Below are 12158 nucleotides of genomic sequence, written 5' to 3' on the forward strand. Positions count from 1 at the left end.
CGATCCACAACTACGGCATCCAGGAATACATGCAGCACTCGGATGCGACCAACGAGGTCTTCGAACAGTCCATGACCTTCGTGGACGGCTACCTGCACCCGGGAGACAAGCCCGGCATCGGCGTCGACTTCAACGCCGAAGCCGCCGCCGCCTACCCCTACCAGCAGGCCTACCTGCCCTACAACCGCCTCGTCGACGGCACCGTCCATGACTGGTGAACCGGCCATGACAGGTGACCGGCGCTGATGGTAACCGGCCCCTGAAACGCCAAAAAGGTCCCGGGCGGCGAGTCGATGCTCTGCCGCCCGGGACCTGGCTCTTTGAAGTCCGGCTCTCGGCGTCCGGTCTACCGGTGGCTCAGTGAACGAGCTCGCGGGTCATGCCGTAGGGGACCTTGTCGGAGAGGGCCGCGGTGTAGTGGCCCGGCTTGTGCCGCGTGAGCAGAATGCCGTGCTTCCCCGTGGTCATGGCGAGCTGCTGCAGCCCGCGGACGGCGTCGTTGAGTCGTTCGTCGAGGACGTGGCGGTTGTCGACTTGGATCTCAATGGACTCGGTAATCGTGGTCATCGCTCTGTCTTTCTTGGAGTGCTTCTAGTCGGCCCCAATGGATTCAGGAACAATAACGTCATATTTATTGACCCGTCAAATCACCACGCCGTGTCTGAGCGCAGGCCGTGCGGACGCCAAATGCCCGCACGTAGCGGCCCTGGCGGTTGACCTGCAGATCCATCCCGGCCCCGGCTGTCCCAGTGAGTCTGGTCACCCGGATCACTGGGGGCAGGCCGAGAGGTGCTCGTGGACGCAAACGATGCTGCCGTCCGGGGCCCGGGAGAAGATGATGGTCTCCCGTTCATCGCTCGTATCGCGGCCACCTTCCCGGTCAATCTGGACTGTCGTGGCCACGCGGTGGGAAAACACCGCGGTAGCCCCCAGAAGCTGGATGTCCTGCTCGCTGCTCCGGCATTCGAGCACGCGCCAGCCGCCGGCGAGCCAGTTGTCCCAGAGAGCGCGGTAGGCGGACCGGGAACCAAGGCTCTGGGCTTCCGGATGGAAGATGAATGTCGCCTGGGGGCTGAAGGCGGCAAAGTAGGCTTCGGTGTCCGTGGCCGCGAAGGCGGCAACCAGGCGGTCCGCTGCGTCCTGCACCTCTTGGCGGCTGAGGGCGCGGATCACTGTCGGCTGCAGCGCCGTCGGGTACAGCACCGCCGGCTGCAGTTCCGGAGCCGGCAGCCGCCGTGCCACGGCCCGGATCGGGGCACCGTCGGCCCCGGGGATATTGAGTGGAAAGAGGAAGACCTCGACGTCGGATCCTGCTTCTCTGGCCCGCTGGACCTGCTCCAGCCCGGTGAGGTTTTCTACGATAATGCAGCCGTTTCCGGCCAGGATGGCGTGAGCTGGGAAGCTGCCGTCCGCCGGCCTGCCGTCCGAAGCGCCGGGGGAGCTGGGATCCACGCTGAGGGCGTCCAGGCCTACGGCGCGGTAGCCGCGGTCCACGATCAGCTGCGCCGCCGCGGCGTCGAGCCACGGGTGTTTGAGGTACTCGTCGGTTCCCCAGGCCGCGGCGCAGCCGGTGTGCAGCAGGAGGATCCTCGCTGGATTCCCAGGTTCCCCGGGATTCCCAGTCATGCCCGCCGGGGCGATCCCTGCCAACTGCGCGGCGGTGATGGCGCCGCCGCGGGCCACGCCCCGGATGTCCACGATTTCGGCGACGCCGCCGAAGAGGGAGAGCGGCAGCTCGTCCAGGGCTGCCCAGCCGTCGCCCACATGCAGGGGTGCGTCTGCGTGGGTGCCCGAATGGGAGCCCATGGCGAGGGAGAGCACGTTGGCGCCGTCGGCCTCCACGGTCAGTGCCGATGCGATCCGGACCTCTGGGTCGCCGGGGTAAACAGGCATTCCGGTGCGCAGCGGAACGCTGAGATCGAACCACGTCACGGCTGGCTCACCAGCTCCGGGTCCCGGTCGCCGGACGAGCCCGGCGCGGCTGCCTCCTGGGGTGCGGCAGGGACGGTGTTGCCGGCCGCATCCATGACCGGCGGCACCGGTGTGTCCTTCGAGGGGATCCAGCGCGGCCCGGCGGCCGGGAACACTCCGCGCGGCTCCGGGAAAATCCACAGCAGCCCGAGGTACAGAACGGCCGCCAGCCCCAGCGATGCCGGCAGGCTGATGTCCACACCGCCCGCCAGATTGCCCAGGGGCCCCTGGAACTGGCCGGGCATGTTCACCAAACTCAGCCCTGCCCCGGCGCTGACCAGCCAGGCAGTCATGCCGCGCAGGTTCCAGCCGTGGTTGAACCAGTACCGTCCGCCACTCTGGCGCCGGTTGAACACCTGGAGGGCATCGGCGTCGTACCAGCCGCGGCGGGTGATGAAGCCGATGATCATGACCACCATCCACGGCGCGGTGCAGGTCACGATCAGGGTGGCGAATGTGGAAATGCTCTGGACAAGGTTGAAGGCGAAGCGGCCGGCGAAGATGAACACGATCGCCAGGGTCCCGATGAACAGGGTGGCCTGGACCCGGTTGAACCTCGGGAACACGCTGCTGAAATCAAGGCCGGTGCCGTACAGCGAGGACGCCCCGGTGGACATGCCGCCGATCAGGGCGATGGCGCAGAGCGGCACGAAATACCAGGCCGGGGAAATCGCCAGCAGTCCGCCGACGTAGTTCGGCGCCGCCGGATCCATGAATTCCGGTGCCTTGGTGGCGATGATGGACGCCGTGGCCAGGCCAAAGACGAACGGGATAAGGGTGGCCAGCTGGGCGAGCAGCGCCGCACCCATGACCCGGCGCTTCGGTGTGGCGGTGGGGATGTATCGCGCCCAGTCGCCCAGGAACGCGCCGAACGAGATGGGGTTGGACATGACGATCAGGGCCGCGCCGATGAAGGCCGGGATGAATCCCGCGATGCCGACGCCGTCGAATCCGGTCCCGAAGGAGCCCTCGAAGTTCAGGTTGAGGTCGCCCGCGAAGGCGATGAAGCCGACAACGAACAGCAGGGTGGCCGCCGTGACGGCAATCTTGTTCACCAGCAGCATGAACTTGAACCCGTAGACACAGACAACCAGGACGAGTCCACCAAAGAGGCCGTAGGCGACGGCGAACGAGCCCATGTCCTGCGGCAGGCCAACCAGCCGGTTCAGGCCGCCGACCAGGGCATCGCCGGAACTCCAGACCGAGATGGAGAAAAATGCCAAGGCAGTTAGCAATGACAGGAATGATCCGACCACCCGGCCGTGCACGCCCAGGTGGGCTGAGGATGACACTGCGTTGTTGGTCCCGTTCGTGGGGCCGAAGACGGCCATGGGTGCCAGCAGGAGGGCGCCGACAACCAGGCCCGTCACCGTCGCGGCGAGTCCCTGCCAGAATGACAGGCCGAAAAGGATCGGAAATGCGCCCAGGAAGGCCGTGGCGAAGGTGTTGGCCCCGCCGAACGAAACCCTGAACAGGTCAAGGGCGCTCGCATTGCGGTCCTTCTCGGGTATCCGCTCGATGCCGTAGGTCTCCACCTCGGTGACCTTTCCGGGGTTCCGCCCCGCGCGGGCATCAGCAGGCTGTTCCTCGACCATTGTTGTTCTCCATCCAGCTCATCATTGATTCCGCAAGAGTTGCTTAGTAAGCATCACAAGTTGCCTTGGAGGCTAACTTGTTAGTTTGGGAGGCTACACTGTGAAGCGGCTCACAGCAACGTCCTGCCCCGTCCGGGCCGGCAGGTTACGGAATCCGGCGGCCGGGCCACACCTCTGCGGGGGAGATCCCGTCGGGCCATTTGCCTACCACCGCGCAAATAACAGGGGATAATCTTCAGCGGGGACTATCCACAACACGGCGCAAAGGCGGCACGGCGACATGGCAGAGGCTCAAACAGGTAAACCGCAGGGCCGGTGGCGGACCTTCCACGAAAAGTTCGTCGTGGAGGAGCGGTACATGAGCGCCACGGCGCGCCGGAATCTGTATCTCACGGCCGTCGCCCTGATGATCACGGGCGTCGTGCTGTTCGTGGTAATCCTCGCAAGTGTCCTCCAGCACGGCGGCCTGTCGGCGGCGGACGAGCCTACCCGGTCCTGGCTCCTGACCCTGCGTGGGGAACCTGCCACCACCATCATGATCATTCTGGCGATCGTCTTCGGCCCCATCGGCCTGCCGATCATTGTCCTCGTCGTGACTGTGGCCTGGGGCTTGCTGGCCAAGCACGCCTGGCGGCCGATGCTCCTGGCCGGCGCCATGCTGACCGGGGTGATCCTTGCGCAGGTGATTGGCCGCATAGTGGAACGCCAGCGTCCACCCGTGGAGCTCATGCTCTTCGGTGCCGACACCACGTTCTCCTTCCCTTCCGGTCACGTCCTGGGCGCGTGCGATTTCCTGCTGGTCACCACGTTCCTGGTCTTCTCGCGCCGGAAGAGCCCCTGGGCCGCCGTCGTCGCCTTCATTGTGGCGGGGATCGGCATGTTCTTCGCAGCAATCAGCCGCCTCTACCTCGGCTATCACTGGCTGACCGATGCCCTGGGCGCCTTCTCCATCTCGCTGGTGGTCCTGGGCGGGGTCATTGCGCTGGACACCTGGCGGACGGCCCGGATCCGGGGCGAACAGATCACGGGAACGCTCTCCACCGCCGACGCCGGCCAGGACTGAGCACCGTCAGCGGCCGCGCGCCCGCTTGAGCTCGGCCCGCAGCCGGGCATTGGCTTCCTCCAGTTCCATCACCTTGGCCACGCCGGCCAGGTTAAGGCCCTCCGCCAGGAGTTCGCCGATCCGCCGCAGCACCACGAGGTCGGCGTCGCTGTACTGCCGGGTGCCCCCGGCGGTGCGGTCCGGTGCGAGGAGTCCCCGGCGCTCGTAGAGCCGGATGTTCTGCTGCCCGGTGCCCACCAGCTGCGCCACTACGGAGATGGCGTACAGGCCTGAATCCGCGCCGCGGTCCGCCATGGTCCTCCTCCTGTCCGCAATTTTCCCTTGCAACAGTGTGCCACCGGTGCTATAAAAAATCTATACCCACCACTACAGAAAAAATCGTGGTGGGTGTGGAAGGAATACAGACCAACTCGCACTGAAGGAGTGGGAAATGATGTTGATTCGGACGGACCCGTTCCGTGACTTTGACCGGCTCGCCCAGCAGGTGTTCGGGACGGTGGCACGCCCCGCGGCCATGCCCATGGACGCGTGGCAGGAGAACGGCGAATTCGTCGTTGCATTCGACCTCCCGGGGGTTAACGTCGACTCGATCGGGCTCGACATTGAGCGCAATGTCCTGACCGTCCGGGCGGAGCGGCGGGACCCGACGCAGCCCAACGTGGAGCTGACGGTTTCGGAGCGCCCCCGCGGCGTTTTCAGCCGCCAGTTGATCCTCGGGGACACCCTGGACACGGAAAACGTCAAGGCGCATTACGCTGACGGTGTCCTAACCCTCCGCATTCCCGTGGCGGAGCAGGCCAAGCCGCGGAAGATTGAAATAACCCGTTCGCAGGACAAACGGCAGGAGATCGGGAAGTAGCCCCCGGAGCCGGCGCCGAGCACGCACCACGGCGCCGGCCCCGGCCGTCAGCCCCGGAGAAATGACCATGCCCGGCAGCAACCCTGATCCCCGCGGCTACTACGCGCTGTTGCACGTCTCGCCGGAGGCGAGCCGGCAGGAGATTGGCCACGCCTTCCGGGCGCTGATGCGCCGGCACCATCCGGATATCGGTTATCCGGACATCGGCCCTCCCGACGGCAGTGACGCGGGCGGGATTCTGCAGGCCTTCGCCGTGCTGCGGGACGCCAGGACCCGGGCGGAGTATGACGCCGGCGGCGGGCGGCCTGACGTCCAGGACGGCACCTTGAATCACCAGAACGGCCGGAGCCACCAAAACGGCCAGAGCGGCCATCCCGGCCCGGGCGGCCGCGACATCCCGGTGCGCATCGTCCGGCGTCGGGATCCCCTTGTGCGCGTGCTCCCCGTTCGCTGGGAACCCGGGCCGTGACGGGGAGACACTGTTGCCCGGGCCGCTGACCGGAGCGGAAGAAGCGGGACAGGAAGGACGTCGGGGTTCAGTTGCTGGCAGGGTTCAGTTGCTGGCGGCGGCGTAGGCGTTCAGGGTAAGTGAGAACACAATCCACGAGACGTACGGCAGCATGAGCAGGCCGGCTGCCCGGCTGATGAGGCCGAACCGGACCACGGTGGCGGCCGCGGCCACGGCATGGGCGGCGATGACCAGGAGAGCCAGCCAGAGGGCGGCCGAGCCGACCATGGGGTACATGCCGAAGAACAGGGGCGCCCAGGCGAGGTTCACGAGCAGCAGGATGCCGTAGACGGTCATGGCGCCTCGGCTGCGCCCGGAGGAGGCAAGCCCTGTTCCCCGGCGCCAGACCAGCCACGCCGCCACCGCCATGGTTGTATATAGCACCGTCCAGACCGCTCCGAAGGCCCAGGCCGGGGGAGTCCACGGAGCCTTGTCCGCCGCCGCGTACCATCCGCCGGCGTTCCCGATGATGACCAGCGACGCCACAAAGGACACCCCATGGGAGACCGCGAGGAAGCAGAGGAGAGCTGCTGCCTGCCGGCCGGGGCCGGGCGTCGCCGGGGCCGGCCGGCGGTTGACGCCTTGTTCAATTGTCAGGTGCACTGATCAACAGTGGCCGCCGGCATCGCGTCCGTCAAACGGCCCGGGTCGTGGCGCCCGCCCCCGGGGAAGCCTAAGATCAGTCAACCAACTCCTGAAACTACATAGAGGTCCCGTCGATGAACGCTTCCGCCAAGGATCTGGCTTCCCTTCTTCCGCCCGGCTTCACCCTGGGCGTGGCTACATCCGCTTTCCAGATCGAGGGCGCACTCGACGAAGACGGCCGCGGCCCCACCGGATGGGACGTCTTCGCCGCGAAACCGGGCTCGATCGTGGAGGACCACAGCCCGGCCGTCTCCTGCGACCACTACCACCGGATGCCAGAGGACGTGGCACTGATGAAGGACCTGGGGATCGATTCGTACCGGTTTTCGTTGTCCTGGTCCAGGATCCAGCCCGGCGGCAGCGGGCCCGTGAACCCCGCCGGACTGGACTTCTACGACCGGCTGATCGACCTGTTGCTCGCCAACGGTATTTCCCCCATGGCCACGCTCTATCACTGGGACACCCCGCTGCCCCTGGATGAGGCCGGCGGGTGGATGAACCGGGATACGGCCTACCGGCTGGGGGACTTCGCCGGCATCGCCGCGGCCGCCTTCGGGGACCGCGTTAGCCGCTGGGTGACTGTCAACGAGCCCGCCACGGTCACCACCAACGGCTACGCCCTGGGCATGCATGCGCCCGGCGAGGCACTCATGCTCAAGGCCCTCCCCAGCGTGCACCACCAGTTGCTGGGCCACGGCCTGGCGCTCCAGGCGCTGCGTGCCGCCAAGGTACAGGGCGAAATCGGCATTACCAATGTGTACTCACCGATGGTCCCGGCCACCGCCAACCCGCTGGACGCGGTCAGCGCCGGACTCATGGATGTGGCGCAGAACCGGCTCTACGCTGACCCCGTGCTGCTCGGCAAGTACCCGGACATCATTCGGGCCGCTACGTTCTTTTCATCGTCGTTCAGCCCCTCCAGCGAAGATATGGACCTGATCTCCCAGCCCCTGGATTTCTATGGCCTGAACTATTACATGCCCACCCGCGTCGGGGCGGGTCCGGGTGAGGGGACCGTGCCGCCCGGCATGGCCGAGGCCATGGGGGATGACCTCAGCGGGACACCCGGTGCGCCCTTCCACATCGCGCCGTTCCCGGACACCGAGACCACGGCCTACGGCTGGCCGGTCAAGCCCGAATACATGTCGGTTGCCCTGGCTGAGATGGCCGAGCGCTACCCGGATCTGCCTCCGGTCTACATCACCGAGGGCGGGGCCAGTTTCGAGGACGTGGTGGTCCAGTGTGTCGGGGCGGACCGCCGGATGGTTCCGGATGAACGGCGCCTGCGTTACCTCGCGGAGCACATCGGCACGGCCCTGGAAGCGACACGTCCCGGCGGTGCGGCCGAGGCCGTGGACCTTCGCGGCTACTATGTGTGGTCCTTCATGGATAACTTCGAGTGGTCCGCCGGCTACAAGCAGCCGTTCGGTCTGGTGCACGTCGATTTCGACACCCAGGTCCGCACACCGAAGGCCTCCTACTACTGGCTCCAGGAAGTTCTGGCGGCCCGGAACGCGGCGCCCGCCGCGCAGCCCGACGTCGGAAAGCAGGCCGACGTCGGGCAACAGGATGGGGCGGCCGACGTCGGACAGCCCCGCCCCGGGGCCGACGCCCCTAAAGCAGCGACAACTTAGAGCAGATCCAGGTCCTGCAGGCCCTTGGCGAGTCCGGCGCCGTCGGGCGAGTAGAGCCACGGTACGGATGATTCCGAGTGGTCTCCTGTGTCGGAGTGGCCGCCGGCGAAGACGGCCTCGCTGGCCGAGAGCTGCCGGATGCCGATCGCGGCGACCTGGTCCGGGTGCTCCTGCGCGAAGCCGGAGTAGATCTCTTCATCGTGCTGGCCGTTGTCGCCGAACAGCAGCCAGCGCATGTTCGGGAACTCCTGGGCCAGCAGCTCAAGGTTCCGCCGTTTGTGTTCCTGTCCGCTGCGGAACCAGCGGTCATGGGTCAGTCCCCAGTCCGTGAGCAGCAGTGCGCCCGAGGGATAGAGGTTCCGGGCGATGAAGCGGGCCAGAGTGGGCGCTGCGTTCCACGGCCCGGTGGACAGGTAGATCACCGGCGCCTCCGGGTGTTCCACCTTGAGCCGATCCATCAGGACGGCCATGCCGGGTGTCGCCATCCGGGCGCGTTCGTTCAGGACGAAGGTGTTCCACAGCGCCAGGAAAGGCCGGGGGAGGGCCGTGACCATGATGGTGTCGTCAATGTCCGAGACAATGCCCAGCTTGGTGTCCGGGGAGATCACGAAAATCCTGGCCTCAACCGGTTCCGTTCCTTCGGCCCGCAGCACGGCCGTATGCCAGCCCGGGGCCAACGCCACGTGGACCAGGGTGTCTACCAGGCCGCCGCGGTCCGTATGCACGCGCGTGGTGACGCCGCCGATCTGGATTTCCACCTCGGTGAACTGAACCGGGACACTCGTGAAGGCGCGCCAGCCGCGGATGTTCTGGTTTCCGTTCAGGGCCAGGCGCTCCGCCTTGCTGCCGGGCACGGGCCTGCTGGTGAGGACCACGCGGCCCAGCAGCCTGACCCACTCTGTCGAACCGTAGCCCTGATAGGCGACGGTCTGCGGGATGAACTTCCAGCGGCGGGCCGTCTTGAGGCGAACCCCATTGACGGTGTCCGACACCCAATGGGCGAGCCGGAAGGCCCTGTTACCGGACACGGGCAGCTGCTGCGCTGGTTGCGACGCCAATTCCATGCCTCCACTCTCCCACAGTGCCGGGCCGCGGCAGTGCCGGCGGGGTTCCGGGAGGCGGCGCCCGTGACTCCGGATTACCCAGGCGGCGGCTCATCCAGCAGCCGGCGCAGTGCGGTGGCGTTGCGGACGGCGTTGCCGCCGCCGTCGTTGTTGAAATAGGCGAAGACGTCCTTGCCGGCCGCCCGCCATTCGCGGATCCGCGCGGCCCACCAGTGCAGGTCCTCGTCCGGATACGATCCGCCGTAGAGGACGTCGCGGTCCGGGCCGTGAAGCCGGACGTAGACGAACGGTGCGGTCGCGCGCAGGACGCACGGGAGCCCGGCGCCGCTCATGATGCAGTAGGCCGCGCCGTAACGTTCCAGCAGGGCGTAAACGCCGGCGTCGTCCCAGCTTGGGTGGCGGAACTCCACGCTGACACGGATCCACCCGGGCAGTGCCGCCAGGAAGTAGTCCAGCCGGGCATCGTCCCGCGCGAAGTCCGGGGGCAGCTGGACGAGCAGCACGGCCCGCTTGTCGCCGAGTTCGTGCCAGCACCGGGTGATCCGGTCCACCCAGGCCTCCGGGGCGTAGAGCTTCTTGCCGTGGGTCAGGCCCCGGGGCGCCTTGACGGACAGGGCGAACCCTTCGGGCAGGCGGCGGCGCCACCCGGCAAACGAGTCCTCCCTGGGCCAGCGGTAGAAGCTGGCGTTCAGTTCCACGGTGTCGAAGCGGGCCGCATAGTGCGCCAGCCTGTCCCGGGCGGGCAGGCCTGGCGGATAGAGGACCCCTTCCCAGTGGTCATAGCTCCAGCCGGACGTTCCGATCCGCACAGTTCCTGTGCGGCCGGTACCTGTGTCGCCGGCGCCGTCGTGCCAAGCGGCTTCGTGCCCTGCCATGCCCGGTCCCTTTCCCCGCAGATAGTTCTCCCACGGATGGATCCTAGTCCTGCGGGCATTCCGGTGATCCGGCTCCCGATGCCCTCCCGTGCCGGGTGGGACTGTGGTGTGGCACTGTAAGTGTCATGGCCCGCATCGAGGATTACGCAATGGTCGGGGATCTGCACACCGCGGCCCTGATCAGCACCGAAGGCTCCATTGACTGGCTGTGCCTGCCCCGCTTCGACTCACCGGCCTGTTTCGGCGCGCTCCTCGATACCCCCGCGGCCGGCCGGTGGCTGCTGGCGCCGGCCGGCGGCGGCGAATGCACCCGGCGCCGCTACCGCAAGGGCACGCTGATCCTGGAAACCGAGTGGGACTTGCCCGAGGGCAAGGTCCGGATCATTGACTTCATGCCGCCGCGCGACGAAGTGGCGGATATCGTGCGGATCGTCGTCGGTGTCCGCGGCACGGTGCGGATGCGCGGCGAACTGGCGCTCCGGTTCGACTATGGCCATATTGTGCCGTGGGTCCGCCACGACGAGCGCGGGATCCACGCCGTCGCCGGGCCCGACTCCGCCTATCTGGTGACCGAGGCGCCCCTGCGGGGCGAGCGGATGCACACCGTCAGCGACTTCACGGTCACGGCCGGGGACCGGGTGCCCTTCGTGCTGACATGGAGCCCCAGCCACCGTCGCCGGCCGCGCTCAGTGAACCCGGAAGCGGTCCTGGCCTCCACCGAGGAGTTCTGGCTTGGCTGGTCGGCGAAGTGCAAGGTCACCGGGCCGCACCGTGACGCCGTCCAGCGCTCGCTGATCACGCTCAAAGCCTTGACCTTCGCCCCCACCGGGGGCATTGTTGCCGCCGTCACGACGTCCCTGCCGGAGGAGATCGGCGGCACCCGGAACTGGGACTACCGCTTCTGCTGGCTGCGCGACGCCACCCTCACCCTGCAGGCGCTGCTGGCCGCGGGCTACACGGAGGAGGCCGGCGCGTGGCGCGACTGGCTGCTCCGGGCCGTCGCCGGGGACCCGGCGGATTTGCAGATCATGTACGGCCTCCACGGTGAACGCCGGCTGCCGGAGCTCGAACTGCCGTGGCTGAAGGGCTATGAAAACTCCGCCCCGGTGCGTACCGGGAACGGCGCGGCCGGCCAGCTGCAGCTCGATGTCTGGGGCGAGGTGCTCGATTGCCTGTCCCTGACCCGGAACTCCCTCCTCAAACACACCGACGACGCCTGGGACGTCCAGGTGGCCCTCATGGAACACCTCGAGACAGCCTGGAGCCGGCCGGATAACGGGCTGTGGGAAATGCGCGGCCCGCAGCGCCACTTCACGCACTCCAAGGTGATGGCATGGGTGGCGGCGGACCGCATGGTCAAGGGGGTCCGGGACTTCGGCCTGACCGGCCCGGCCGACCGCTGGGAAGAGCTGCGTGACAGAATCCACGCCGAGGTCATGGCCAACGGGTTCGACGCCGAACGCAACACATTCGTGCAGTCCTACGGGCGGCCCGAGCTGGACGCCAGTCTCCTGTTGCTGCCCCGGGTGGGGTTCCTCCCGCCGGATGATCCGCGCATCATCGGAACCATCGACGCCGTCCAGCGCGAGCTGACGCACGACGGCTTCCTGCGCCGCTACCTGCCGGCGCAGAGCGACGACGGGCTTCCCGGCGAGGAAGGGGTGTTCCTAGCGTGCTCCTTCTGGCTGGTGGAGGCGCTGATCGGGGCGGGCCGGCGCCACGAGGCCGGGGAACTGTTCGAGCGCCTGCTGGCGCTGCGCAACGACGTCGGACTCCTCAGCGAGGAGTGGGGCGTCGAGGCCGGCCGTCAGCTTGGCAACACGCCGCAGGCCTTCAGCCACTTCGCCCTCGTGATGAGCGCGCTGGAACTGCAAGACGATGGCGTCCGCCGCAGCGACACCCCGCTGCGTGCGGGCGCGGGCGGGGCGCCGCCTCCCCGGACCC

12 protein-coding genes and 1 pseudogene are annotated in these 12158 nt (G+C 67.5%); 6 read left to right on the plus strand and 7 right to left on the minus strand.

Features of this window, described 5'->3' with window-relative positions:
* Positions 1–218 (plus strand): annotated as a pseudogene (locus LQV16_RS21030) (bifunctional D-altronate/D-mannonate dehydratase); the annotation flags it as partial.
* 139 nt (positions 219–357) lie between these two features.
* Here LQV16_RS21030 and LQV16_RS21035 read toward each other — a convergent pair.
* The 3 genes from LQV16_RS21035 to LQV16_RS21045 all read right to left on the minus strand — a co-directional run bounded on the left by LQV16_RS21035 (position 358) and on the right by LQV16_RS21045 (position 3566).
* Positions 358–567 (minus strand): hypothetical protein, encoded by a 210-nt coding sequence (locus tag LQV16_RS21035; RefSeq protein WP_229995799.1) that lies wholly within the window; start codon positions 565–567, stop codon positions 358–360.
* 201 nt (positions 568–768) lie between these two features.
* The gene (locus tag LQV16_RS21040; RefSeq protein WP_229995800.1) at positions 769–1932 is read right to left on the minus strand and encodes a cyclase family protein; all 1164 of its coding nucleotides are present in this window, start codon (positions 1930–1932) and stop codon (positions 769–771) included.
* On the minus strand, positions 1929–3566 hold the full coding sequence (locus LQV16_RS21045; protein WP_229995801.1) for a cytosine permease: 1638 nt from the start codon (positions 3564–3566) through the stop codon (positions 1929–1931). The genes LQV16_RS21040 and LQV16_RS21045 overlap by 4 nt, the downstream gene beginning before the upstream one ends.
* Positions 3567–3846: 280 nt before the next feature.
* Between LQV16_RS21045 and LQV16_RS21050 the strand changes: the two genes are divergently transcribed.
* Positions 3847–4629, plus strand: a complete 783-nt coding sequence (locus LQV16_RS21050; protein WP_229995802.1) for a phosphatase PAP2 family protein — start codon at positions 3847–3849, stop codon at positions 4627–4629.
* 6 nt (positions 4630–4635) lie between these two features.
* Here LQV16_RS21050 and LQV16_RS21055 read toward each other — a convergent pair whose 3' ends face one another.
* Positions 4636–4923 (minus strand): MerR family transcriptional regulator, encoded by a 288-nt coding sequence (locus LQV16_RS21055; protein WP_229995803.1) that lies wholly within the window; start codon positions 4921–4923, stop codon positions 4636–4638.
* 136 nt (positions 4924–5059) lie between these two features.
* Here LQV16_RS21055 and LQV16_RS21060 point away from each other — a divergent pair, with 136 nt between their 5' ends.
* Positions 5060–5488 (plus strand): Hsp20/alpha crystallin family protein, encoded by a 429-nt coding sequence (locus LQV16_RS21060; RefSeq protein ID WP_290369409.1) that lies wholly within the window; start codon positions 5060–5062, stop codon positions 5486–5488.
* A gap of 67 nt (positions 5489–5555) precedes the next feature.
* Positions 5556–5957 (plus strand): DnaJ domain-containing protein, encoded by a 402-nt coding sequence (locus LQV16_RS21065; RefSeq protein WP_229995804.1) that lies wholly within the window; start codon positions 5556–5558, stop codon positions 5955–5957.
* Between the two features lie 84 nt (positions 5958–6041).
* On the opposite strand, the gene LQV16_RS21070 is transcribed toward LQV16_RS21065, so the two are convergent.
* The gene (locus LQV16_RS21070) at positions 6042–6599 is read right to left on the minus strand and encodes a TspO/MBR family protein (RefSeq protein ID WP_356815859.1); all 558 of its coding nucleotides are present in this window, start codon (positions 6597–6599) and stop codon (positions 6042–6044) included.
* 116 nt (positions 6600–6715) lie between these two features.
* Between LQV16_RS21070 and LQV16_RS21075 the strand changes: the two genes are divergently transcribed.
* Entirely contained in the window at positions 6716–8275 is a 1560-nt protein-coding gene (locus LQV16_RS21075) for a GH1 family beta-glucosidase (RefSeq protein WP_229995805.1), read from the plus strand.
* Here the strand turns inward: LQV16_RS21075 and LQV16_RS21080 are convergent.
* Both LQV16_RS21080 and LQV16_RS21085 read right to left on the minus strand, forming a co-directional pair.
* Positions 8272–9339, minus strand: a complete 1068-nt coding sequence (locus tag LQV16_RS21080) for a phosphatase domain-containing protein (protein ID WP_229995806.1) — start codon at positions 9337–9339, stop codon at positions 8272–8274. The genes LQV16_RS21075 and LQV16_RS21080 overlap by 4 nt on opposite strands.
* A gap of 74 nt (positions 9340–9413) precedes the next feature.
* Complete coding sequence (locus LQV16_RS21085; protein ID WP_229995807.1) at positions 9414–10214, minus strand: DUF72 domain-containing protein; 801 nt, start codon at positions 10212–10214, stop codon at positions 9414–9416.
* Between the two features lie 125 nt (positions 10215–10339).
* Between LQV16_RS21085 and LQV16_RS21090 the strand changes: the two genes are divergently transcribed.
* Positions 10340–12158, plus strand: a 1819-nt coding sequence (locus LQV16_RS21090; protein WP_229995808.1) for a glycoside hydrolase family 15 protein, incomplete at its 3' end; no start/stop codon positions are given.

Source organism: Arthrobacter sp. Bi26, assembly GCF_918697925.1.
Classification (GTDB): domain Bacteria; phylum Actinomycetota; class Actinomycetes; order Actinomycetales; family Micrococcaceae; genus Arthrobacter.